The organism is Chthonomonas sp. (assembly GCA_016788425.1).
Classification (GTDB): Bacteria; Armatimonadota; Fimbriimonadia; order Fimbriimonadales; family Fimbriimonadaceae; genus JAEURQ01.
In genome coordinates, this window is sequence record JAEURQ010000002.1 from 392,432 (window position 1) to 416,179 (window position 23,748).

General features: G+C 60.4%; 22 protein-coding genes. 8 read left to right on the forward strand and 14 right to left on the reverse strand.

Annotation, left to right across the window (positions count from 1 at the left end; genetic code table 11):
• Positions 1 to 9: 9 nt before the first annotated feature.
• Complete coding sequence (locus JNJ45_03750) at positions 10 to 1,521, forward strand: ATP-grasp domain-containing protein (GenBank protein ID MBL8047777.1); 1,512 nt, start codon at positions 10 to 12, stop codon at positions 1,519 to 1,521.
• Here JNJ45_03750 and JNJ45_03755 read toward each other — a convergent pair.
• Positions 1,518 to 3,194: a DUF885 family protein gene (locus JNJ45_03755; protein ID MBL8047778.1), complete on the reverse strand. Its 1,677-nt coding sequence runs from the start codon at positions 3,192 to 3,194 to the stop codon at positions 1,518 to 1,520. The genes JNJ45_03750 and JNJ45_03755 overlap by 4 nt on opposite strands.
• A gap of 45 nt (positions 3,195 to 3,239) precedes the next feature.
• Here JNJ45_03755 and JNJ45_03760 point away from each other — a divergent pair, with 45 nt between their 5' ends.
• Positions 3,240 to 4,664 carry a hypothetical protein gene (locus JNJ45_03760; protein MBL8047779.1) on the forward strand — a complete coding sequence of 475 codons (1,425 nt, stop codon included), beginning with the start codon at positions 3,240 to 3,242 and terminating at the stop codon, positions 4,662 to 4,664.
• Between the two features lie 11 nt (positions 4,665 to 4,675).
• Here the strand turns inward: JNJ45_03760 and JNJ45_03765 are convergent, their stop codons facing one another.
• Positions 4,676 to 5,128, reverse strand: a complete 453-nt coding sequence (locus JNJ45_03765) for a tryptophan-rich sensory protein (protein MBL8047780.1) — start codon at positions 5,126 to 5,128, stop codon at positions 4,676 to 4,678.
• 85 nt (positions 5,129 to 5,213) lie between these two features.
• Positions 5,214 to 6,299: a dehypoxanthine futalosine cyclase gene (gene mqnC / locus JNJ45_03770; GenBank protein ID MBL8047781.1), complete on the reverse strand. Its 1,086-nt coding sequence runs from the start codon at positions 6,297 to 6,299 to the stop codon at positions 5,214 to 5,216.
• A gap of 134 nt (positions 6,300 to 6,433) precedes the next feature.
• Here mqnC and JNJ45_03775 point away from each other — a divergent pair, with 134 nt between their 5' ends.
• Together JNJ45_03775 and JNJ45_03780 are read left to right on the forward strand one after the other, a co-directional pair.
• Entirely contained in the window at positions 6,434 to 7,060 is a 627-nt protein-coding gene (locus JNJ45_03775) for a PEP-CTERM sorting domain-containing protein (GenBank protein MBL8047782.1), read from the forward strand.
• A 66-nt stretch (positions 7,061 to 7,126) separates the two neighbouring features.
• The gene (locus JNJ45_03780) at positions 7,127 to 8,377 is read left to right on the forward strand and encodes a sensor histidine kinase (protein ID MBL8047783.1); all 1,251 of its coding nucleotides are present in this window, start codon (positions 7,127 to 7,129) and stop codon (positions 8,375 to 8,377) included.
• Here the strand turns inward: JNJ45_03780 and JNJ45_03785 are convergent.
• The 5 genes from JNJ45_03785 to JNJ45_03805 all read right to left on the reverse strand — a co-directional run bounded on the left by JNJ45_03785 (position 8,374) and on the right by JNJ45_03805 (position 13,255).
• A complete protein-coding gene (locus JNJ45_03785; protein MBL8047784.1) occupies positions 8,374 to 8,823 on the reverse strand; it encodes a hypothetical protein in 450 nt (149 codons plus the stop codon). The two genes, JNJ45_03780 and JNJ45_03785, sit on opposite strands and share 4 nt — an antisense overlap.
• A complete protein-coding gene (locus JNJ45_03790) occupies positions 8,820 to 9,614 on the reverse strand; it encodes an ABC transporter ATP-binding protein (protein ID MBL8047785.1) in 795 nt (264 codons plus the stop codon). Before JNJ45_03790 ends, JNJ45_03785 begins: the two co-directional genes overlap by 4 nt.
• Positions 9,611 to 10,789 (reverse strand): branched-chain amino acid ABC transporter permease, encoded by a 1,179-nt coding sequence (locus JNJ45_03795; GenBank protein ID MBL8047786.1) that lies wholly within the window; start codon positions 10,787 to 10,789, stop codon positions 9,611 to 9,613. The genes JNJ45_03790 and JNJ45_03795 overlap by 4 nt, the downstream gene beginning before the upstream one ends.
• Positions 10,789 to 11,961 (reverse strand): branched-chain amino acid ABC transporter permease, encoded by a 1,173-nt coding sequence (locus JNJ45_03800; protein ID MBL8047787.1) that lies wholly within the window; start codon positions 11,959 to 11,961, stop codon positions 10,789 to 10,791. The genes JNJ45_03795 and JNJ45_03800 overlap by 1 nt, the downstream gene beginning before the upstream one ends.
• Positions 11,962 to 12,031: 70 nt before the next feature.
• A complete protein-coding gene (locus tag JNJ45_03805) occupies positions 12,032 to 13,255 on the reverse strand; it encodes an ABC transporter substrate-binding protein (GenBank protein MBL8047788.1) in 1,224 nt (407 codons plus the stop codon).
• Positions 13,256 to 13,418: 163 nt separating this feature from the next.
• Here JNJ45_03805 and JNJ45_03810 point away from each other — a divergent pair, with 163 nt between their 5' ends.
• Together JNJ45_03810 and JNJ45_03815 are read left to right on the forward strand one after the other, a co-directional pair.
• Positions 13,419 to 14,243 carry a tetratricopeptide repeat protein gene (locus JNJ45_03810; GenBank protein MBL8047789.1) on the forward strand — a complete coding sequence of 275 codons (825 nt, stop codon included), beginning with the start codon at positions 13,419 to 13,421 and terminating at the stop codon, positions 14,241 to 14,243.
• A gap of 35 nt (positions 14,244 to 14,278) precedes the next feature.
• Positions 14,279 to 15,508 carry a PDZ domain-containing protein gene (locus tag JNJ45_03815; protein MBL8047790.1) on the forward strand — a complete coding sequence of 410 codons (1,230 nt, stop codon included), beginning with the start codon at positions 14,279 to 14,281 and terminating at the stop codon, positions 15,506 to 15,508.
• Here JNJ45_03815 and JNJ45_03820 read toward each other — a convergent pair.
• On the reverse strand, positions 15,441 to 16,073 hold the full coding sequence (locus JNJ45_03820) for a uracil-DNA glycosylase (GenBank protein MBL8047791.1): 633 nt from the start codon (positions 16,071 to 16,073) through the stop codon (positions 15,441 to 15,443). The genes JNJ45_03815 and JNJ45_03820 overlap by 68 nt on opposite strands.
• Before the next feature lie 251 nt (positions 16,074 to 16,324).
• Between JNJ45_03820 and JNJ45_03825 the strand changes: the two genes are divergently transcribed.
• Both JNJ45_03825 and leuD read left to right on the forward strand, forming a co-directional pair.
• Positions 16,325 to 16,624 (forward strand): zinc ribbon domain-containing protein, encoded by a 300-nt coding sequence (locus JNJ45_03825; GenBank protein MBL8047792.1) that lies wholly within the window; start codon positions 16,325 to 16,327, stop codon positions 16,622 to 16,624.
• Between the two features lie 12 nt (positions 16,625 to 16,636).
• A complete protein-coding gene (gene leuD, locus JNJ45_03830; protein ID MBL8047793.1) occupies positions 16,637 to 17,230 on the forward strand; it encodes a 3-isopropylmalate dehydratase small subunit in 594 nt (197 codons plus the stop codon).
• 377 nt (positions 17,231 to 17,607) lie between these two features.
• Here leuD and ruvB read toward each other — a convergent pair whose 3' ends face one another.
• The 5 genes from ruvB to rocD form a co-directional block, all read right to left on the reverse strand.
• Positions 17,608 to 18,633 carry a Holliday junction branch migration DNA helicase RuvB gene (gene ruvB / locus JNJ45_03835; GenBank protein ID MBL8047794.1) on the reverse strand — a complete coding sequence of 342 codons (1,026 nt, stop codon included), beginning with the start codon at positions 18,631 to 18,633 and terminating at the stop codon, positions 17,608 to 17,610.
• 4 nt (positions 18,634 to 18,637) lie between these two features.
• Positions 18,638 to 19,237: a Holliday junction branch migration protein RuvA gene (gene ruvA / locus JNJ45_03840; protein MBL8047795.1), complete on the reverse strand. Its 600-nt coding sequence runs from the start codon at positions 19,235 to 19,237 to the stop codon at positions 18,638 to 18,640.
• 20 nt (positions 19,238 to 19,257) lie between these two features.
• Entirely contained in the window at positions 19,258 to 21,483 is a 2,226-nt protein-coding gene (locus JNJ45_03845; protein ID MBL8047796.1) for a prolyl oligopeptidase family serine peptidase, read from the reverse strand.
• A gap of 30 nt (positions 21,484 to 21,513) precedes the next feature.
• Positions 21,514 to 22,383 carry an alpha/beta hydrolase gene (locus JNJ45_03850; protein ID MBL8047797.1) on the reverse strand — a complete coding sequence of 290 codons (870 nt, stop codon included), beginning with the start codon at positions 22,381 to 22,383 and terminating at the stop codon, positions 21,514 to 21,516.
• A gap of 65 nt (positions 22,384 to 22,448) precedes the next feature.
• Positions 22,449 to 23,690 (reverse strand): ornithine--oxo-acid transaminase, encoded by a 1,242-nt coding sequence (gene rocD / locus JNJ45_03855; protein MBL8047798.1) that lies wholly within the window; start codon positions 23,688 to 23,690, stop codon positions 22,449 to 22,451.
• Positions 23,691 to 23,748: the final 58 nt, after the last annotated feature.

Consider the following 23,748-nt stretch of genomic DNA (forward strand, 5'->3'; position numbering starts at 1 on the left):
AACCCTCTGGTGCCCATCCGCAAACTGCTTGTTGCTAACCGAGGCGAAATTGCGCTGCGAATTTTTGCGACGTGCCGTCGCCGCGGAATCGCGACGGTGGCCGTGGCTAGCGATGCCGACGCCCGCGCATTGCACGCGATGGGCGCGGACCAAGTGGTGGCCCTGGGCGGCAATGAGGCCGGCGAAACCTACCTGCGGATTGACAAGATCATTGACGCCTGCCGGCAAACGGGCGCCGACGCGGTTCACCCGGGATATGGGTTCCTCAGCGAGCGCGCGAACTTTGTGGATGAACTCGCGGCGGCGGGAATCACGTTCATTGGCCCGCCCGCCGAAGCCATGCGCAAACTCGGCGACAAGATCAGCGCCAAAAAGCTGGCCGTGGACCACGGAGTACCGATTACGCCGGGCTACTTTGAACCGGGTGCCACCGCTGAGCAACTCGAAGCCGCGGCGCGAGAGATCGGGTTCCCGGTGATGCTGAAGGCCAGCGCCGGCGGTGGCGGTCGCGGCATGCGCGCGGTGTTTGATCCCGCCCAATTTGCGCAAGAGCTCAAGACCAGCTCCGACGAAGCGTTGAAGGGGTTTGGCGACGGCCAAATGATGGTCGAAAAGCTTGTGCTCAAGCCGCGCCACATCGAGGTGCAACTGATGGCCGACCAGCACGGCACAGTCGCCGTGCTCTACGAGCGCGAATGCTCGTTGCAGCGGCGGCACCAAAAGGTCATCGAAGAAGCGCCGTCGCCGGTGATGACCGAAGTACTTTGGCAGCGCATGCGCGCGGCCGCCATCGCCCTCGCCAAAGGCGCAAACTACGTGGGCGCGGGCACCGTCGAGTTTATGCTCGACGACAGCGACGGCGAGTTCTATTTCTTGGAAGTCAATGCCCGCTTGCAGGTGGAGCACCCTGTCACCGAGCAGATTACGGGTCTGGACTTGGTCGGCATCCAACTGGACATCGCGGAAGGAAAGCGGTTGGCAGACTTGATTCCGGCGGGGATGATCGCGGGGGATCGCGGTCTGATTCGCGGACACTCGATCGAAGCGCGCGTGGTCGCCGAAGACCCGGGTCGCGGGTTCATGCCGTCCATCGGCCCGATTCTCGCCTGGCAGGAACCTAAGGGTCCGGGCATCCGCGTGGATTCGGGCTTTGGCGCGGGGCAAACGATTGCGCAGTACTACGACTCGATGATCGCGAAGGTGATCGCCAGTGGCCCGACTCGCGAGGCGGCCATGCGAACCCTCGCCGAGGCGCTAGAGGATTTCCACATCCTGGGCGTTCACACAAACATCGAGTACCTGCTCATGCTGTTGGGTCTCGGTGACTTTGCCAGTGCCAACTTTGACACCAAGTACATCGAGCGCTCGCTGAGCGAGTGGCAACCGGGCGACGAGTGGCCCGCCGGATTGCGCGAACTCGTGCAGGCCGCCAAGGGCGGCTCGGTCGGCACACCCGACAAACCCACCCCCGCCGCCTCGGTTTGGAACCTCGGCGATTCGTGGCGCGTATTCCGGAGCTAGTTGAGGCCCGGATACCAGCGCCACGGCTTGCGCTTGCCGAACTGCAACTTCTCGCCGTTGAGCCGTGCGCGCACCATCGCAATCGGCATCTGATTGCCCATCAGGATCGCGTCGTGGAACGCCATCTCCTTCATGCGACCGGAGTCTACGAGCTCGGTGCGTAGTGCCCGCAACTGCAACGCGCCGAGCATGTAGGCGGCTTGGTAGAGCGGGGGATAGTTGCCAAAAAACGAGCGTCGCACCTCGGCGGTGGCGTTCTCGCGCTCGTGCCCCACTTTCTCGACAAGCATGTCAATGCACTCTTGCGGGGTCATTTGGCCGAGGTGAAACTTCAGCGAGAAGATAATCCGAGCGCATCGGTGCATGCGCCAAAACAGCATGCCGACGCGGTCCTCGGCGTTGCGGGCGAACCCGCGATCCCACAGCATGAACTCCCAATAGAGCGCCCAACCTTCGATCCAAAACGGCGTGTCGAATGCTTCGCGGTGCGTGTTGTGCCGCTGCATGTAGAAAAACTGCAAGTGGTGGCCAGGGATCAGCTCGTGATGCACCGTCGCGCGGGCGAAGTGCGGGTTGTTGCCGCGCAGGCTCATGAGCTTGGCGTCGTGGTCCATTGTGCTCGTCGGGAAGCTCACCTGGATGAGTTCGCCACCCAAAAAGAACGGGCTTTGAAGCTGCTGCTCCGGCGACATCATGCTCATTCGCCACGTGCTTTCGGCCAGCGGCGGCACCGTCAGGAGCATGTTCTTCTTGAAATAGTCAATCGCCTCGACCGCCAGATCGCGAATGAGCTCAGGCTGCTCGCCCGGCTTCACGTAGAGGTTTTTTACCTTCTCCAGCGCCTCGGCGTTGGTCTTACATCCGAGTTCGCGCGCCGCCTTTGCCATCTCGGCCTCGCACCAAGCGAATTCTTTTTCGGCGATCTTGATGAGTTCCTCCGGCGAGTAGTCGATCATCTCCATCTCCAAGGCGGCGAGCAGGGCTTCGCGGCCAATGGGATCGCCGATGATCGTGGTCGTGTCGCCTTCCTTGAGGCCCGCTTTCTCTTGGCGGGCGGTCCGCTCGAAGTTCTCCAGGGCGGCGTTGAGGGCCTGAACCGGCTTGTCGCACCACCACGTGAAGTCGGGGTCGTAGCCCGCGTAGAACTTGGCCCAGTGGCTCAGCGACTTCTGAAGTTCGTCCGCGGCATTGGCGATTTTGATCGCGGCGGCGGGGCTCAGTTTGGCTTTCGCAAGCTTTTCGCGAGCCTTGCTGACCTCATCGGCGAGCGCATCGAGGGTCACCGCGCTGGCCCGACCGTCGGGCCGAGACATGGTCTCGCGAAGCTTCTCATCGAGCGCCAAGAGCCGATCCATAAACGGCAGGTGCGTCGCCAATTCCGCACGCTCGGCGGCGTCAATCTTCAGTTCACTGATCTGGGACTTCAGCTTGTTGTGGAGCAGCAACACGTCGATCTGATCCTCGCGGGATAGCCGATCGAAATCCAGTTTTTCTAACGCCTTGCTCTCCGCCGCGTAGTAGGCCGAGAGGCCGCTCAGGCGCCCAGACGAAAGGGAAGAGCCGAGTTTGCGGGTGAGCGCGGCGGAGTCCGCCTGAACGCGGCGAACAAGATCGGGAATGTTAGGCTCGGGAGGAGTGGCCATAAGAACGAAAAGCGCGGGGATCAAGCGCATGCCTCTACGCTACCCGCCAGCGGCGGCTCGGTACACTTTGGCGGCATGGAAAAGCTGTTCTTCATTCGCATCGGAGGCACCGCGATGGGTGGCGTGGCGGCCGCCTGCCAGCGTCAGGGCAACCTGGTTTCGGGGAGCGAAGCCGATCTCTACGAGCCAATGAAGAGCTATCTCGCCGAGCATGGCGTGCACGTGTTTCCGAGTTTCGATCCGGCCAATCTGCTCGCCGCCCAGCCCGACCGCGTCGTTGTCGGTAACGCCGTGAGTCGCGGCAACGAAGAGCTGGAAGTCGCGCTGGAGCATCGCCAAGGCCTGATTTCGTTGCCCGCGCTGGTCGCCGAAAAACTCATCGACCGTAACACGAGCATCGTCATCGCGGGCACCCATGGCAAAACGACGACCACCTCGATGACGGCCTGGATGCTCGAACAAGCCGGATTGGAGCCAGGTTTCCTCATCGGTGGCGTGCCGGGCAACTTCGATGAATCGTGTCGGCCGGTCGCGCCCGCGCGGCACAACACCGAGGGCGGCTACTTCGTCACCGAAGGCGACGAATACGACTCGGCTTACTTCGATAAGCGCAGCAAGTTTCTGCATTACCGACCCGACATCGCGGTGATCAACAACATCGAGTTCGATCACGCCGACATCTTCGAGAACCTCGACGCCGTGAAGCGGACGTTTCGGCTGTTTGCTCGGTTGGTGCCGCGCAACGGCGTGCTGCTGGCCAACGGCGACGACGTGAACGTCGCCGAGGTGGTGGCCGAGCCGGTTTGCCCGGTCGAAACCTTCGGGCTTTCGGCGGGCTGCACTTGGCGGGCCGACAACGTGACGCTGACTAGTTTCGACCTGGTGCATGAGGGTCAAACTTTGGGGCAGATTCCGCTGGTGATGCCCGGCGAGCACAACGCCGTGAACATGCTGGTGGCGTGCGTCATCGGGTTGCGGTGTGGACTCACCTTGACGCAAGTCATCGCCGGAGCCGCGTCATTCCGCCCCCCGAAACGCCGCTTGGAACTCATCGGCGAGTTTCAAGGCGCGACCGTGGTGGACGACTTTGCCCACCACCCGACCGCGATTCAGGCGACGATTACCGCGCTCGGGCAGAGCTATCCGGGGCGCAAGATTTGGGTTGCGTTCGAACCTCGGAGCAACACCACTACGCGCAACATTTTTCAGGAGGAACTCAGCGAGTGCTTCGCGGGCGCGTCCGGCGTATGCTTCGGCGCGACCGATCGCCCGTGGCGGTACAGCGAGTCCGAACGCCTGAACATGGACGCGCTAGTGGCGAGCCTGCGGGCCCAAGGCATCCACGGCATGTACGTGAGTATTGAGCAGGCGCAAGCGGGCAACTGGGGCGAGTTGATCTATGCTCAGCTGCAACAGTGGGTGCAACCGGGCGACGTCGTCGCCGTGCTGAGCAACGGGAATTTTGATGGGCTAAGGGCGCGATTGCTCGCGCCAGCCTAGCACCACGGTCGTTACGACCGGTTCAATATCCAAATGCTGTAGTTCAGTACGGAGGCAAAACTCACCCACGCAAGGTACGGGCCGAGCAGCCACGCCGCCACCCGATCAATCTTGCCGAAACTCACCGTCATCGCGAGGATGGAGACGAGGAGAACAAGAATCTCCGCAAACGCTGTGCCCGGTTGTCGAAGCCCAAAGAAGAGCAGCGACCATGCCAGGTTTAGCAGTAAATTAGCTGCGAAGAGAACCGCCGGTGTGCCCCAGAACTTGCCGCGGAGCCACACCCGCCACGCCGCCACGGCCATCAAAATATAGAGAGTCGTCCACACCGGGCCGAAAACCCATGAGGGCGGATTCCAGCTGGGCTTCGTCAACAGCGGAAACCATGTCTCCACCGACTGGCTCGTAAAGATGCTGCCCAAGCCACCAATCCCCAGGGTCATCACGAGAAAAGGAATCAACATCCAGTTTCGCGATGCAGGGCGCTCCGCCGCATTCATCATATTCTCTCCAACGTCTCGCGCTGGGTTTCCGGTCCGAAAAGAAGTCCTAGATCAGTTCATACCGTGTATTCCGGCGACGGGGCTCGTAGCCGGCGCCGGCGATGAGTCGCTCGAACTCTTCCGTACTCAGAATGAACTTGCTGCCCGCGGCGGAAACCACGTTTTCTTCGATCATGATGCTCCCAAAATCGTTCGCCCCATATCCAAGAGCAAGCTGCGCAATCTTCGGACCTTGCGTGAGGATCGAAACCTGCAAGTTGTCGAAGTTATCCAGGAAGATGCGAGCCACGGCGACCGTTCGCAGGTAGTCCGAGGCATCGGCTTTCACCGCGATGGGAAGCTGCGTGTCCTCAGGCTGGAAATTCCAGGCAATAAACGCGCGGAACGGGTTGCACTCGTCTTGCAGATCGCGAATGCGCGTGAGGTGCTCAATGCGGTCGTCCAGGGTCTCGACGTGGCCGTACATCATGCTCGCCGTGCTGCGAATGCCAAGTTCGGTGGCGGTGCGCATGCAAGCCAGCCACTCGTCGGTGGTGTCCTTGTAGGGCGCGATGATCTTTCGCACGCGATCAACGAGGATTTCGCCGCCCGCACCCGGAATGCTGTGTAGGCCCGCGGCCTTGAGGCGCTCCAAGCACTCGCGTAAGGTGATCTTGCTGATGTGGGCGATGTAGATAATCTCGGCCGGGCTTAGCGCGTGCAGAATGACCTGCGGGTACTCGCGCATGATGAGGCTGAATACGTGCTCGTAATAGTCAATTTTGAGCTTGGGATTGAGGCCGCCTTGGAACAGGATCTCAATGCCGCCCTTGCTCACGGTATCGCCAACTTTGTCGAGGATTTCTTGGTCGGTGAGCGTGTATCCCTCGGTGTGGTTGGGCACTCGGTAAAACGCGCAGAACTTGCATCGCACCCAGCATACGTTGGTGTAGTTGAGAATGCGCCCGATGATGTAGCTGACCACCTTGCCGGGGACGCGCTGTTGGCGACGGTGATTCGCTAGAGACGCGAGGTCGAGGAGGTTGGGGTGGTCGAAGAGGAAGCGCGCTTCGGCGGGGGTGATTCGCTCGTTGGCAAAGACCTTGTCGGAAATCGTGTCGATTGTCATGGGGGCGGCTTCGGGAGTGACCATACAAACGCAGTTTACCGAAATTTCAGTTTTTATTGAAAACTGGTTTGAAAGAGTTTGAAAATTATTGTGCAGGTTAGTGGGGTTTCTGTTACACTTGCGGGGTAGGTTCAGTTTGAACCTCAGGACATTGAACTATGAGAGGTCTCACCCTACTTTTTGTCGCGTCACTCGCGGGCGCATCTTACGCCAGCATTATCAACGGCGGTTTTGAATCCCCGGCTCTGGGAAGTGGCTTGTACAACACGCTCACTCCCGCTGGCTGGTCTTCAAATGGCACCAGCGGCGTTTGGAACATCCCAACAGGGGGATTCTTTGCGGCCGAGGCGCCCGAAGGAACCCAAATCGGTTATTCGAACGGCAGCGTTTTCGCGCAAGGCAACATCGGGATTCTTGCGGTTGACCAAGTAACCCTTTCCTGCATGGCTGGTCGACGCTCGGACACTTTCGCCGGCTCGTTCAAGATGCAACTTTGGGCCGGCGGCGCCCTAAATAGTTCGCTCGTAATGGTTGGCGGCACCCTGTTGGGTGAGGCGGCATTTGATCATACGAGCATTGCGCCCGCCACGTTCACGCCGCTGTCGGTGGTTTACACGGCTCCTACGTCGAGCAGCCTGATTGGCCAATCGTTGACGGTTCGCTTGGAAAAGACGGTAGGTTCGCAGATGAACTTTGACGACTTCCGCATCAACGCGGTGCCCGAGCCAGGCTCCTTGGCCGCGTTGGCCATCGGCGCACTGCTTCTGCGAGCCCGCAAGAAGTAAGTCGCTTTTGGCGGTGGGCGAGGCCAATCTCGCCCACCGTCCAAGGGTGATGTATCATTGAGGGTGATGTCCCAAGGCTCGCTGCTATCCGCAGTTCACCTCGCCACGCGCCAACTTACTGGCGGCGGGAGCGTGAGCGAAACTCTCCGCGACGTGCTGGAGATTTGCATGGCGGCGGCTGGCGCCAAAAGCGGAACGATCTACCTGCACGAAGCCGAGAAGAAGCAGCTGCTGTTCAAGCACGTTCTGCCTTCCGAAACCAAGATCAACTTCTCGAGCATTCCCGACGACTTTGGGAAGGCGGGCGAAGCGTTTCAGAACCGCAAAACCATCATCAGCGAGTTCAGCAGTGGCGACGAAGAGCGCCGCAAAATCGACGAGCAAGCCGGTACGCGAACGCAAAACATGATCACCGTGCCGCTCATGATGTCGGGCGACGCGCCGATCGGCGTGGTGCAGCTCCTCAACAAGGCCGAGGGCCGATTCGATGAGCAAGACGCCGAAGTCCTGGAGACCGTCAGCGCGGTTAGCACCATGGCGTTCATGAACTCCAAACTGCTCGAAGAGCAGACCCGCGCCAGTCAACTCCTAGGCATGGGTCGCGTGGGCCACGACATCAAGAACATGGCGTTTACGCTCGACGCAGTTCTGAGTTTGGCCGACTTTAGCGTGGATGCCGCGAAGGAGGACATTCAAGGCGGCAACCCTGACTCGGCGATGGAGAACATGGACCAAGTCAAGGAATCCATGGTCGAGCTCACTGGCTCCGTGGATCGCATCAAGCGCTATTCGCAGTTGATGAGCGACCTCAGCGCGGGGGCGGCCCTCAAGCCCGTGATCATCCACGCGCCGATGGCGGAGTCCATCCGCAGCAGCGTGAGCTATTTTGGCTCGATGGCGCGCAACAACCGCGTCAAGCTGGTCGAGGAGATCGAGGAACTGGCGGCGTACCCGCACGACGAGATGTTTGTGTTTCGGGTGGTGCAGAACCTCGTGAGCAACGCCATTAAGGCGGTCGGCGAAGAAGACGAGAACCCTTACGATCAAGAGGACGAAACGCTTTGGAAGACCGTGACCGTGCGGCATTGCCTGCGCGATGGTCACCAGCTCATTGAAGTGCAAGACGACGGCCCGGGCATGCCCGAAGAGATTCGGCTGCGCATTTTGGCCGGCAACGCGGCGAGCGCGTGGAGCAACAACAGCGGCTCTGGTTGGGGCACCAAGATCGTGCTTGAACTGGCCAAGGCTTTGAACGCGCACTTGGAAATTGATTCCGAGCTTGGCGTCGGCACCACGTTCCGAATCGTGTTCGCCTAGTTTTCGATCTGCATCACGTAGCGCGCGAAGTCGGTTTCAGGGAATTCCTCCACACCGTGGGCTCGGCACAAGCCGCGCAATTCGCCTCGATGATAGTTGCCGTGGTTGATGAGCTGCCGCACAATATCCTCGAGCGTCAGGTACATCACCTTGCCTTCGCGCTCCCAATTGATGAACGCCTCGATATCGGCCATGGCGATGAACTCGCGCCACCGGGCATTGGTGGCGCTGAGCCAAGCCGCGGTATCGGGCTCTTCGGGCGCCTGCTCATCCTCATTCCAGCACCGACCCAACCAGCGGTTTTGGGCCATCGCAATGTGGCGCAGGATGTCGTTCGCTTGGTCGGCAAACGGCAGATTCGGTGCGGCCGCCACCCAGAGGTCGTTCGCCCACGCGTGGTAGGTGAACTCGCGAACGTACTCCTGGTTCCGATCAGTGCCGCTCAAACAGGCTCACCCAAGTAGGCTTCAATGACCTTCGGATCGTTGCGGATTTCGTCCGGCACGCCGGTGGCGATCTGCTTGCCGCGGTCGAGCACCACGATGCGCTCACAAAGATTCATCACAAACTTCATGTCGTGCTCAATCAGCAGCACCGTAATCGCAAAGTCGTCGCGCAGCTTGCGCACTGTCTGCATGAGGTCTTCCGATTCCTGCGGGTTCATCCCGGCGGCCGGCTCATCCAGCAGCAAAAGCTTGGGCTGAGTGGCCATGGCGCGCGCGATTTCCAGGCGGCGCTGTTTGCCGTAGGGAAGGTCCGCGCTGCGCTCGTGGGCCAGGTTATCAAGGTTCAGCACCTTGAGCAACGCCATCGCTTCTTCGCGTTGGCGACCAGTCTCACGAATTGCCTTCGGCAGGTGCCCAAGAGCCTGAAGCAGGTTGGCGCGGTTGCGCAGGTAACCGCCGACCATCACGTTTTCGAGAACCGACAGCGACGGGAAAATGCGGATGTTTTGGAACGTCCGCGCAATGCCCATCTTCGCAATTTGGTGGGGAGCCTTTGGTTTGCGGCGACCGCCGGTCGCAGCGCTGATATTGATCGCGGTGTCCTCGAATAGCACGCTGCCCGATGTCGCCTGATACATCCCGGTGACGAGGTTAAAGCAGGTCGTTTTGCCCGCGCCGTTCGGGCCGATCAGGCCGAAAAGCTCGCCCTGTTTGACCTGGAAAGAAACCTCGTTGACCGCGGTGAGACCGCCAAACTTGATCGTGGCCGCTTGGAGTTCGAGAACGTTCATGCTGCCACCTCGTCGGCCTTGCCGCCGAAGAGGTGGCCGAGCGAGAACTCCTTGTGACCGAACACTCCTTGCGGGCGAAGCAGCATCACCACGATGAGGGTGATCGCGAGAATCGGCATCCGAAGGCTGTTGCCGTCAATCGTTTTGGCGAGCGCCGGAATCATGCTGAGTTTGCCGCCGATGAAGGTGAGCAGTACCCCGCCGAGTACGGTGAGCCCAACCCATCGGGCGCGCTTCTCGTGGACGTGCTCCATAAGCCAGCGGATCACGCTGACACAGATCACGATGCTTAGCGCCGCGCCGAGCACCGCGCCCACCGGTACTTGGCCGAGGTTGCGGAGCTGCTCGGGAATGATGTAGAGCACAATGGCGGCGACCACTGAACCTGTGATCGAGCCGGTGCCTCCCAAAACCACCATGGTAAGGATCAAGAAACTGATATCCATCTTAAACTTATCCGGCGTGAGGAAGCCATCAAAGTTGGCAAAGAGGGAGCCCGCCATCCCGGCAAACATTGAGCCGAGAACAAACGCGCCGACCTTGATGCGGGTGGTGTTGACTCCCATCGCGTTGGCCGCGACTTCGTCTTCCCGGACGGCGATAAACGCCAGGCCCTGCGCGTTCTGCAGCAAGTTGCGGCATACCGCGATGGTGACAAAGGCGAGGAGCCAAATCAGCCACACGTAGTCGCGGGTCGTCGGCGTCACGTTAAAGCCGCTCGACCGGTTGTAAAGGTCCAGGTTTTGGGCGACAATCCGGATGATTTCCCCAAAGCCGAGCGTGACCAGCGCCAGGTAGTCGCCACGAAGTCGCAGCGAAGGCAAGCCGACAATCAGCCCCATCAGCGCGGACGTTATGCCTCCGGCGAGCATGGAGAGCACGACCTTGGTGAACAACGGCAGCGAGGCCATGTGCGGCCATACGAGCAGCCCGAGCGTGCCGCTGGTGTACGCGCCGACCATCCAGAATCCGGCGTGGCCGATGCTGAACTGACCGGTGATACCGTTGATAAGGTTGAGGCTGACGGCGAGCGTCACGTAGATGCCGCAGTAGGCGAGCAGCGTGTATAGGTAGCCGCCGCCAAACATAGACTTGCCCAGGACCTGAATCCCCAGCGCCAGCGCAATGCCGAGAACGATGGAAATCAGTCGAACGGGAAGGAAGTTGGCGCGCATTAGACTTTCTCCACCGCGGCCGAACCGAGTAACCCGCCGGGTTTAAAGATGAGCACGGCGATTAAGATGACAAAGGCGGCGGCGTCCTTATAGCCGCTGTAGCCAATCCAGGTGACGAGCGATTCGGCGACACCCAACAGGAATCCGCCCAGCACGGCGCCCGGGATGTTGCCGATTCCGCCGAGCACCGCCGCGACAAACGCCTTGGTGCCGAGGAGGACGCCGGAGAACGTGGTGATGGAGGAGCCACCGATGAACGTGAAGTTCATCATCGCCCCGGCCCCGGCGAGCGCCGACCCGATCACGAACGTAAATGTGATGATCGAGTCCACGTTGATGCCCATGAGACTTGCACTTTGGAAGTCGTGAGACACTGCGCGCATCGCGCGGCCCGCCTTGGTGCGCATGACGAGCACATAAAGGAGCGCCATCAGCACGAGCGTGGTGGCGAACATGATGAGCTGTCCCTTGGGAATGCCCACATTCACGCTTCCGCGGTTCACTGCGGCTTCGGCATCTTTCAGCTTGGTTTCGACCGCCTGAAACTCCTTCTTGGCTTCCTTTCCGGCGGGGGAAAGGTCGTAGGGGTTAGGCTCGGAGGCCTTCACCGCCAACCACTTGGTGTTAGCGGCATCGAAGAGTTGTTGCTGGGCGGCAAGGGCCTGATTCAGGTCGCCGGAAGCTGGCTTCAAGGTCACGTTCAGGTTGTCTTGGAACGGGCTGACCCGCGAGTTGATGCTCGGTACCGGGCTGGTGGGCAAGAAAATCTGGCCCGCGTACTGAATCAATAGCGAGACACCGATCGCGGTGATGAGGCTCGCGATGCGCGGTTGCTTTCGCAGCGGGCGATAAGCAAAACGCTCAATGAGTACGCCGATGATCGCGCAGAGCGTCATGGAGATGAGGAGCATAAGCACCAACGCCAAGATCGAGGATCCCGTGGGGTTGTCGGTCGGCGCATATCCCATGCGCCAGCTCACAAACAGCGAGATGAATCCGCCGAGCATGAACACTTCGCCGTGAGCGAAGTTGATCAGCTTGAGGACCCCATAAACCATGGTGTAGCCCAGGGCGATGAGGGCATAGATACCCCCGTTGAGGATGCCATTCACAATCTGCTGCGGCAGAATCTGGAACGACACTTCTCCGAGAAAATGATTGAGTAGATGCACGGTGGACTATGAGTAAAAGAGCGTCCCCCGCAGGCGGGGAACGCTCTATGTTAGCAGAGTCTGCGCCTGCTTAGAGATCGCCGGGCTCGTATGCCTTGCGGAAAACTTGGAAGCCTTCCGACATCGGGCGAACCTCAACCACGAGGGCGCGCTTTTCCGGGTTGCCGTTGGCACCCTTCAGAGTGATCTTGCCGCTCACGCCGGGGAAGTCCACGGTTTCGTCAATTGCCGTGATCAGGGCCTTCGAGTCCATCGTCTTGGCGCGCTTCAGCGCGTCGAGCGTCAGGGCCATCGCATCGTAGCCGAGAGCGGCCATGGTGGTGCCGGGCTCTTGGCCAAACTTCGCCTTCCACTTGTCAAGGAATGTCTTGACTTCGGGTCGAGTTTCCTTGTTGTTGTAGTGGTTGCAGAAGAAGCCGCCGAGGATCGCGTCGCCGCCGCTGGTTAGCAGCTGCGAGCTATCCCAACCGTCGCCGCCGAGCATCTTCACCTTCAGGCCGGCTTGGACCGCTTGTTGTGCGATCGGGCCGACTTCGGTGAAGTAACCGCTCAGGAAGAGTCCGTCCGGATTCTTGGCCTTGAGCGAGGTGAGTTGCGGGCTGAATTGGGTTTGGCCGCTTTCGTAGCTTTCTTCGCCGACGATCGTGCCGCCGAGCGCCTTGAACTTTTCGCCGAAACTCTTCGAAAGATACTGGCTGTACGGCTGCTTTTGGTCCGTCATCAGGGCGACGTTCTTCAGACCAAGTTCTTCGTAGGCAAACTTAGCCATAAGCGGGCCTTGAAAGTCGTCGGTGTAGCACACGCGGAACACGTGGTTGCCTTCGTCGGTGAGGTCGGTGCGGGTCGCACCGACGCTAATGACGGGCACGGCCTTGTCGTAGGCGACCTTCGCCATTTGAATGGTGAAGCCAGAAGCGACTTCGCCAACCAGCGCGATCACGCCGTCGCCGAGCAGCTTTTCGGCCGCGGTCTTGGCTTGTTCGGCCTTGCTTTGGCTGTCGCCGATGAGCATTTGAACCTTCTTGCCACCGATGCCGCCCGCGGCGTTGATTTCGTCAACCGCCATTTGCGCGCCGCGCGCCGAATCTTCGCCCCAAGGCTTGAGTTCGCCGGTGGACGAAGCGACGATGCCGATCTTGATGACGTCGCCTTCAACCTTCACGCCTTCCGCCGTGACGGCTTTGCGCTTCATGGTTTCGCTTCCGCCGCTGGCGGTGCTGGTACCGCCGCCCGAGGCGGTGGTTTCTTCGCCCTTGGGTCCGCAGCCAGCCATGAAGGCGCCGAAGATAGCCATCGAAGCGATCGATGTCAGAAATGTTGCATTGATTTTCATGCTCAGAAATTGCCTCCGCCCCCGCAAGTTTTGCCGGGGTCCCTTGACTTCGCTAGTATACAGAATTGCACCTTGCTTGTCTAGGTCGGCAATTCAACTGCCGACTCTATAATAGAGAGTAGCAATGGGGTCACCAGAAAAGTTCCTTCAACAAGCGGGCGATGCGCTTGGGGCCGATCGTTTTACCGACGCATTGGGCATTCTGGATCAGGCGTTGGAGCAGTTTCCGCAACACGCTGATGCCCACGTGCTCAAGGGGATCGCGCTCGCCGAGCTTGGTCGCAACGAGGAAGCCACCGACTCCTTCAAACGGGCTATCAATTTAGCGCCGTCCCGCTTTAAGGCGTACTACAATTTCGCGACCCATCTTTACCAAACAGGAGCGATGGCCGAGGCCGAGGACATGGCGACCAAGGCGCTGGAGCTCAACCCCACCCACGCTGACACCCGCGACCTGCTGGCCCTCATCCGCAACGAAACGCCCGCGCCGCGCCCCGATCTTTCGGGACGGCCCTATGGTGAGGGCGAGTTCAAGGTGACGAGCTACCGCATGGGCGAGCAGTTTAAGCCGGAGCACACGATCCCCTGGATTGCGCGCATGGGCAAGGCGTGGCCCGCCATCGGCTGGCTGTTGGCGGCGATCTCGGCCTGCACCATGGTGTTCTTCATCAAGCTGGGGGCGGATTACATCAGCTCGCCGAATATCTCCAACGCCACCAGCTTCACGAACCAACTGATGACCGGACCGCAGTACACCGCCGCGATTGTCGTTGCCTTGATCGGCTTTATCGCGACCAGCGTTTGGAGCGTATTGGACCTCATGGATCGCAGCTCCCGCGAATTTGTCTGGGTGCTGTTGCTGTGCCTCACGAGCATTCCCGTCTGCGTCGTCACCGGATTGCAGTGGGTGACTTTGCCGCTTTATCTACTTTTTGGTCGTCGAGCCTGACGCGAAACCGCCGTTTCCGCGTTAGAATATGTGACATGATGCTTCCGCTTCTAGCTGGAATTATTCTGGGCCAAGCCGCGCCCGCGACCAAACCCGTGAACGTCGTGCCGTTTAAGCGCGGCGAGAACTCGATGATCATTGACGCAACGGTGAACGGTGTCAAGGGCTCGTTCATGTTTGATACCGGGTTCGCCGGGGCGTTCGTCATGGGCGATCAGTACAACATTGGGCCGGCAACCGGCACCATTACCCTGCGCGACTTTGTCGGCGAGTTGCAAGCCAAAACCGTGAAGATGCGCAGCCTGGAAATCGGCGGCATGAAGATCAAGTGCGACGATGATATCGTGCAGCAACCCGGCGAAAACATGTCCGAATCGTACGGCGTGCACTGCGACGGCATCATGGGCCTCAGCGTATTTAAGGACCAGATTTTCGAGATCAACTTCCAAAAAAACGAGATATACTTCTATCCGAAAACCTACGATATCACCAAGAAGCCGACGGACAACAAGAAGACTTTCTTGCAAAAGATGTTGCCCATGGGCAACACCGCGATTGAGCTGCTCGTGCACACCAAGGACGAGCAAGAGTTCATCCTGACGCTTGACACCGGCAACGCGTTCTACGCGACGACGTACCTGGAAACAATCGAGAACGCCGGTCTTTGGCCCAAGGAAAAGAAGCCCGATTTCATGAAATCCTCGTTCGTCGCGAGCGGGGAAGTGCCCAGCTTTACCACGCGCCTGGCCGACCTGCACATCTTCGGCGTCCCGGTGAAAGAGAGCTATTGGGACATCATCGCCCAGCCTTCGGGTTCGGCGGATAGCCAAGGCACGGTGGGGTTTGGCTTCCTCAGCAACTTCAACGTGACCATTGACCTCGGTCGTCGCCGCGTTTTCATGGAGATGTTCAAGGAGAACGCTCAGAACGAAGCCGAGGCCGAGTTGGGTTTGGTCGCGCTTTACGACGAAGAACTTAAGGGCGTGGTTGTGTACCGCGTTATGCCGAAGTCGCCCGCGGACAAGGCGGGCATCAAGCCGCTCGACCACATTCTCTCGCTGGACGGCGTGGAACTGCAAAAGCAGGGCTATCGCGAAATGCGCCGCTTGCTCGAGGGCGCTCCTGGATCGAAGGTCAAGGTGATCGCTAGCCGCCAGGGTGTGGTCAAGCGCTACGAAATTGAGCGCGACTATCTGATTAACCAGATGCCGCCGCGAACTGCTGGATCACCTGGTCAAGCATCGCCTCCGTCAGGCGGCCGGTAAAGGTGTTTTGTTGGCTGGGATGGTAGCAACCCAGCACGGCGAGATCGCCGATCGAAACCATGGCCCCGTGCGAGAATTTTGCGCGGGGCTTTACTTCGAGAATCCGCAGCGTGGATTCCCACGCAATGCCGCCCAGGCAAAGGATCGCTCGTCGAGCGGGGTGCAACACCGCCGCCCGCAGGTAGTCCGAGCAGTTGGCCATCTCCTCGCGAGTGGGCTTGTTGTCTGGCGGCGCGCAGTGGCACACCGCCGTAATGAGCGTATCGCGTAGCCCCAAGCCATCGCCTCGGTGCAGGGAAGTCGGTTGGTTCGCCAGCCCGGCGCGGTGCAATGCTCGGTAGAGCCACTCGCCGCTACGGTCGCCTGTGAACATACGCCCGGTGCGGTTGGCGCCATGGGCAGCGGGCGCGAGCCCGACAATCAGCCGCGAGGCGTCGTCCGGGCCAAAGTTGGGCACGGGCAAACCCCAGTAGACTTCCTCCGCGTAGGCGGCGCGTTTCTCGCGAGCAACCAGTTCGCACCAGGTCCGCAGGCGCGGGCAGCGTTCGCACCGAGTGACATCCATGGCTTAGAGTTTGGCAAAAAAAAAGAGCGACCTCTTCGTGTCCCTGTTAGCTCAGGACTTGATCGTCGCTTCCTTTTCTCGAGTTCCGGTATCGAACCTCGTTTTGTTGTCTACGGTTTCTTACGAACCCGTCTTGTTAGTTTCGGCAATTTTCAAGGTCAACCTTAGGTTTTGATCAAATTTTGCCGTCTACACATATATAAGCGTGTCTACGCCCAAAATGTTTCATCATTAATACTAGAATCGCCGAAATGCCCATTTACGAATACGAACATAAGGAAGAGTCGCTGATGTGTCCGCACCGCATTGAGGTGCTGCAATCGGTGAAAGACGACACGCTGACGCACTGTCCGGCGTGCGGCATGGAGATCAGCCGCGTCATCTCGCGCGCCTCCATCGCCATGGGCATGGGCAACCTCATTGAGACCGCGGGTAAGAACGGGTTCACGGCCTTTAAGAAGCTAGAAAGCGGCGTGTACGAGCGCGTGGCCGGCACCGAGGGTCCTTCGATTCTTCACCGCGACGCCGTCGATAAGCTCACCGACGACTAGTATAATTGGGCCATGCCTGGCCTCACGGTCCATACCGGACGACTCGCCATTTACAACGAAGACAATGTGGACACCGACCGGATTATCCCGGCGCGGTTTCTGAGCCGTGTCAGCCGAACCGGTTACGGCGAGCTTTTGTTCAGCGATGTTCGCGGCGGCGACTTTGTGCTGGACACGCCCGAGGCGCAGGGCGCGACCGTGCTGGTCGCGGGCACCAACTTCGGCTGCGGATCCTCCCGCGAGCACGCGGTGTGGGCGATTCAGCAGTGGGGATTCCGCGCGGTGATCGCGTTGGCGACCGCGGACTCGCCGGGCTACAGCGATATCTTCCGACAGAATTCGGCCAACTGCGGACTGCTCCTCATCGAGCTCGACCCGGCGAGTCACGCACAGCTCGTCGCGGCGGGCACGAACGCCGAGGTGACGATTGATGTCTCGGCGGAAACGGTTAGCCTTGGCGATCAAACGTTCAGGTTCACGCTGACTCCGGCGACCAAGGACCAGATTCTAAGAGGGTTGGACCTCATCGGCAGCACCCTGGAACACGCCGGCGCGATTGACGACTACGAGTCGCGGTCGGCGGCGTTCGTGCCCGCTCCGTTGTAGGGCCTTAAGGCTTATTGCGGAACCACACGCCATTCTCACGAGTATTGTTGATGCGGAGTTAAGAACTTCGGTTTCCGACCGAACATTGGTCATGTGACTGTCGTCTATGATTCTACGTTCCTAGGAGGGAACACTCAAGTGGTGCACGTGATAAATCAATTGGAGCTAACGGAGGAGGAGGCCTTTAAGTTGCTGGAACTGTGTATGACCAGTCCCCAGCCGCTTGATGCCACCGCCGAAGCCGCTCTTCAGAAACTGGCACAGTACTGCGGCGCTCATGCTGAGCGTCTTGCACGACAACCCGAAACGGCTTAACCCGGTTCAACCATCTATAGCAATCATACGGGGGCTCCAATTGGGGCCCCTTTTTGTTTTGCCTAGCCTTCGAAGAGCGCTGGGTTTTCCGGCTTCGCCTTGGGTTCGCGCTTAAGGTGGCGATAGCACGCGGCGGTCGCCACCCGTCCGCGCGGAGTGCGTTGCAAAAAGCCGAGCTGCATCAGGTAAGGCTCAAACACATCCTCGATGGTGCCCGAATCCTCGCCAATGGTCGCCGCGATGGTATCCAGGCCGACCGGCCCGCCATCATACTTTTCGATAATCGCCAGCAAGATGCGGTGATCCACCAGGTCGAGTCCGGCGTCGTCAATTTCCAGCGCGGTGAGCGCTCGCTGCGCGGCTTGAAGCGAAATCACGGTCTCGTCGGCGACCTCGGCGAAGTCTCGCACCCGGGCCAGCAGGCGATTGGCGATGCGCGGCGTTCCGCGGGCACGCCGCGAAATCTCAGTGGCGGCATCATCGGAAATCTGATAGCCCAAGATGCTGGACGACCGCGAGATGATCTCATGCAGCGCTGGTTGGTCGTAGTAGTTGAAGTGCGAGACGATGCCGAAACGGTCGCGTAGCGGGCCGGTGAGGAGGCCCTGGCGCGTGGTCGCGCCGATAATCGTAAAGCGCGGCAAGTCGAGCCGTACTGACCGCGCGGCCGGACCCTTGCCGATCATCAAGTCGATCTTAAAGTCCTCCATCGCCGGGTAGAGAATTTCTTCGACCATCTTGCTCAGGCGGTGGATTTCGTCAATGAACAGCACCGCGCCGGGCTCGAGGTTGGTGACGATCCCCACCAGGTCGCCGGGCCGCTCCAGCGCGGGGCCGGTGGTGACGTGGAAGGGGGCATTCATTTCCGTCGCGAGAATATGCGCGATGGTGGTTTTGCCGAGTCCTGGCGGGCCATAAAGCAACGTGTGGTCAAGCGGCTCGCCACGCCGCTGAGCCGCGGTCAGAAAGACGTTCAAGTTCTCCTTGAGCTTGGTTTGGCCAATGAACTCGCGCAGCAGTTTCGGCCGCAGCGAGAATTCGGGCGCGCGGTCCTCGGGATGCTGTTCGGGGCTGAGTTCGTCGATCATCGTCTTACTTTCTCAAATGACGCAGAGCCGCCCGCAGTTGATCCTCCAACCCAGTGGCTTCGTCTCGCGCCGTGGCGGCGGCCAAATCGGCTTCGGCGCGGCGATAGCCCAGGTTCATCAGCGCGTCTACGAGCTCGTCGTCCACGGGACTGCTGACTTCCTTGGTGGGCTTCGGCGTCGTCGCATGACGCGCCCAAAGCTCCTCGCGCATCTTCTCGCGAAGCTCTCGCGAGATGCGCTCGGCGAGTTTCGCGCCGATGCCGGGTGTCTTAATAAGGGTGGGAATGTCCTCGTCCACGATGGCGGCCACCACGCCTTGCTCGCCGAGTGTGCCGAGTGCGGCCAAGGCGATCTTGGGTCCGCAACCGCTGACGCCGGTCAAAATGTCAAAGCAACGCCGCTGGTCGGCATTGGCGAACGCGTAAAGCGTGGTCCCGTCTTCGCGGAATATCTGCCGCACAAACAGGTCCACCGGCAGCCCGACGACACCGAGTTGCAGGAGCACCGGTTCGGGGGCTAACAGCTCGTAGCCGACGCCCTGCACATCCACCACTAGGTGGGGCGGGTTCATTTCCCAAACGGTTCCGCGCAGGCGTGCGATCACGGTGTAACGTTACCTTATGTCTACTTCTTTTCGTCCGCGGGCGACCAGAATCCGGTGCGCACAATGCCCTTGGTGCCGTCGCGCAGCATCTCGGGGCGGAACTCAAAGTAGTCGGCAAAATGCGCCCCGGCGGTGAAGTAGGGGAGCCGGGTCGTCGCCGTGCCACCGTAGATAATGCCCACCTGCTGACCATCGAGCCAGCGCGTGAGGACCACCGGGTTGTCGCCGAACCCGCTCGGCAGCAGGCTCCGGTCGTTGGTGATGTAGATGAGGTTGCGCTTGCGGCGGATTTCGCTGGTCAGCTCGTCACGGAACAGAACTTCGGCTCGACCGTTGGCGATGACGCGCCATTGCTCGCCGAGGTAGCGGGCAATCTGCAAATGCTCCTTGGCTTTCGGGTCGCGCTCAGGGCGGTCAATGACGAACGCGAACTCGCGATCGAACATCGCCTTGAACCCGTGCTTGAACCTCGGCTCATCCTTGGTGTTGTCCAGCGTCCAACCCCGGCCATCGTTGCGCAAGGCGATCTCTTTCGCCCAGGGCACCGTGAGTTTGGTGCCGTCAATGTCAAGACTGATGTTTGCCTGCAGCACGAGCGCATCCGGGCGGATACGCATCGCGCTCACGTTGGTGGTTTGCCCCGAAATCTGGCCCATGTGGGGCCGCGCCACGAGTTCGACTCGGCTAACCTGGCGCACCGCTGCTTGTTGGCTCACCGTCACCCAGTGGCAACTGTCCGACACGCCGGGATCGGCGGTCGCAAAGTCCACCTCCGTGACCTCGTTGGCGAGCGGGCGGCGATGGCGCGCGAAGAACCGGAAAAGCCGCGCATCGTCCACGGCGTCGGCGCCGGCTTCGGGGTCGTTATCCCACCAGTGGCCGGCCCCCGGCACCAGCGCCATGTCCCAACTCTTGTGGAACTTGCCGAGCACGTCGGCCATGGTTTTTGCCTCGCTGACCGGCACGGTTTCGTCGGCGTCGCCATGCAGAATGAACACACCATGCTGGGCGAAGTTCGACTTGAGGCCGAGGGTGTCGCTGGGCGACATCGCGGCGAGCAACGACTTTTCGATCTCGCTCGGATTGTTGTAAGTGGCCCCGCCTGCGTAGCTCCAGTAGCTCACCCAACCCGCGGCGGGCGCGATCGCGGCCCACTGGTCCGGAAAATGCGCGCCCAGCTGCCACGTGCCATGCCCGCCCATGCTGTGGCCAGTCAGATAAATCTGGCGCGGATCGGGCTTGTAGCGGGCCTGGGCGAGTTCGAGCACTTCCAACGCATCCAGGCGACCCTGATCCTCCCAGTTGAACCCGTAAGGTCGCCGATTCGTCGGGCAAACAACCGTGCCCCACGACTTCGCCGAATAGGCTTCGGCTTGGCCGCTCGCCTCCACGCTCGCGCCGTGCAGACTCAGGAACAGGGCTTGTCCCGGCGCGGGGTTGGTGCTCGGCTGAACAGCGTAGTACTGGACCGAGCCGTCGATGCGGCTGCGGAAGGTGATCTTGTGCGGCTGGCTGGGTTTGCGCACCCGCAGGGTCAGCTCGGTGGCATCGAGCTCCCTGCTCCCGCGCATAAGGCGGACGTTGACCTTGCCGGTGGCTTCGAGCGGAATGGCGACCCCGGCCTTTACGGTGGTCATCGGCAAAACTCGGCCGACCTTGGTGCGGTGCTTTCCAGCGACAATCACGAGGTCATCCACCACATCGGCGGTGGCGTTGCGGACGATGAGCGCGGCCAAACTGGACTTGGGACCGCCCTCGACGACGTCAGGCGTGGTCGAATCACGGGGGTCCAGACTTAGCGGCTTGACGACATCCACCAAACGCCCCTGGAATTGGCCGCGGCCCAGAGCGAAGACCAGTTCGTTCGGCCCCTTGACCAAGGGAACGGGCACGCTCACGTACCCAAACATGTAAATATCACCGCCGTGAGGCACGCCGTTGACGTACACCATGCTGTTGCCGATGGCCTCAAGAAACATGGTTTTGTCTGCGGGCGAGTTCACCGTAAACCGCAAGTATCCGCTGCTCGTGAACGGCCCGGAGAACGTGCCGTTGGCGGCGGCCTTCACGGCGGTCCATGCCGAGCCCTCGAAGGCTTGCCCACGCAAGAGATCAAGTTCGACCGGGTCCATCCGCGCGGGCGTGCGTTGGTTGCCGGGAATCGTGCGCGCCATGCCCTCGGTGAGAGGAATGTCCGCCGCCCAAAGAAGCGCCGGACAGCAAAAGAGGGGCATGAGCCATTTCATGCCGTAAGGTTTACCCCGCGCAGGATTCGATTACCGTTTGACGCCGTACCAGAACTGCAGCATGCTCGGGAAGCGGCGCGCCCACGCCACCTCGTTGTGCGGCGCGAATTCGTCCATCACGGCGTTGCATATGCCACCGCCCTTGCTGAGCATTTTTGTCCAAGTTTCGGTGTAAGTTTCGAACGTACTTCTGGTTTTGGCGTCGGCTTCGTCGCCGCCCATATCCACCCAAACCCGCTGCCGCTTGATCGCGTTAGCCATGGTGTGCAAATCGTCAATCATGCGCTCGTGTTTGCCTACCCACAGACTCGGCGACACGATGCCGAGGTTCCCAAAGACCTTGGGATAAGTCAACCCAAGATAGTGGGTGATGACACCGCCGAAGCTCGACCCGCAAAGGCCGGTCTTCCGCGGATCGGTGTTCACGCGGTAGCGATCTTTGATGAATGGCATCACCTCGTCAACGAGAAAACGACCGTAATCTTCGGCCCGGCCGCCGTAAAGCGTGTCCTTGTTCTGGATGATCAGGGGCAGGTACTCGTCGCCGCGCGACATGCCTGCGTTGTCTATCCCCACGATGATGATCGGCTCGATGATGCCCGCTCGGATGAGCATCTCCGCCGACTCGTCGGCGCGCCACTCCTGGTTCGGAATGAAGCTGGTGAGGCCGCTGAACAAGTTTTGGCCGTCGTGCATATACAAAACCGGGAAGCGGCGGTTAGGCTCGCTTAAATATTGCGGCGGCACGTACACGCGCAAGGTGCGCTCGTTTTCCAGGAACGCGCTACGAAAACCCTCGTGAAATCGCACGTCGCCAGTGAGGGTGTCGCGGCGGGCGGCTTCTTGCGCCATGCTCGCGGCGGCAATCGCCAGCAATCCCAGGCTCACAAAACTCTTCATATCAATCAGTGTAACGAAAAAACCGCCGGAACAATGTTCCGGCGGCGTGAATCCTAGCAACCTAACTAGGCTGTGACGGCGACCACCGAGTTGAGGCAAACCTCAATCAGGCGGACAATTTCGTCGGTCATTTTTTCGTCGATGATGAGCGGCGGCGCAAAGCGGAAGGTGCGCGAGCGGGTCTCCTTGGTCAGCAGACCGTTGTCGAGGAATGCTTGCGAGAGTTTCTTCGTGTCGATGCCTTCCCTGACTTCGAGGCCGACGAGCAAACCGCGACCGCGAATATCTTCGACCGCCGGATGGTTGAGACGACGAAGGCCCTCCATCATGCGCTCGCCGAGCACTTCCGAGCGGCCGGCCAAATCCTTCTCGAGCATTTCTTGCATCGCGGCGATGGCCACCACACAGCCAAGCGGGTTGCCGCCGAACGTGGACCCGTGATCGCCAGGGACGAACACGCTGATGACCTCGCGGCTACCGGCAACGGCCGAAACGGGGAACACGCCTCCGCCCAGCGCCTTGCCAAGGCAGATGAGGTCGGGCTTCGCGTCCTCGTGCTCCCAAGCCATGCGGCGACCCGTGCGGCAGAACCCGGTTTGAATCTCGTCCCAGATCAGCAGCACGCGGTTTTCGGTGCACAGCTTGCGGAGTTCGGCCATGTAGCCGGCCGGCGGGAACAGGATGCCGCCCTCGGCTTGAATCGGCTCAAGCAGAATGGCCGCGGTGTTCGGAGTGATCGCGCGGCGGACGGCTTCGATGTCGCCAAACGGAATCGCCTTGAAGCCCGGCGTAAACGGCCCAAAGTTCGCCTTGTACTGCGCCTCGGTGCTAAAGCCGACGATCGTGATCGTGCGGCCGTGGAAGTTCTCTTCGCCGACCAGGATTTCGGCTTGACCTTCCGGAATTCCCTTGACCGTGTAGCCCCACTTGCGAGCGAGTTTCAGGGCGGTTTCCACAGCTTCGGCGCCGGTGTTCATGGGGCAGGCCATGTCCATGCCGGTGAACTCGCAGACCGACTTCAGGAACAACGCAAGTTCGCTCGTGTAAACGGCGCGGCTGGTCAGGGTCAGGGTGTCGAGTTGCTCTTTCATGGCGCTGACAATCGCCTCGCTTAGGTGGCCGTTGGCCACGGCGGAGTAGCTGCCGATGCAGTCGATGTAGCGCTTGCCGCTGCCATCCCAGGCGTACGCGCCTTTGGCGCGCACCAGGTTGACGTGCAGCGGGTGGTAGTTATGGGCACCGTAGTGCTCGGTCATTTCGATCGCTTGAGCGTCGGAAATCGAGTTGAGTTGTTCGCGAATATTCATGTGTTCTTGTTGCAAAAAAGGGCAGGCGGAGGCGACAGCCATCCGCAGGAGAAGGGAA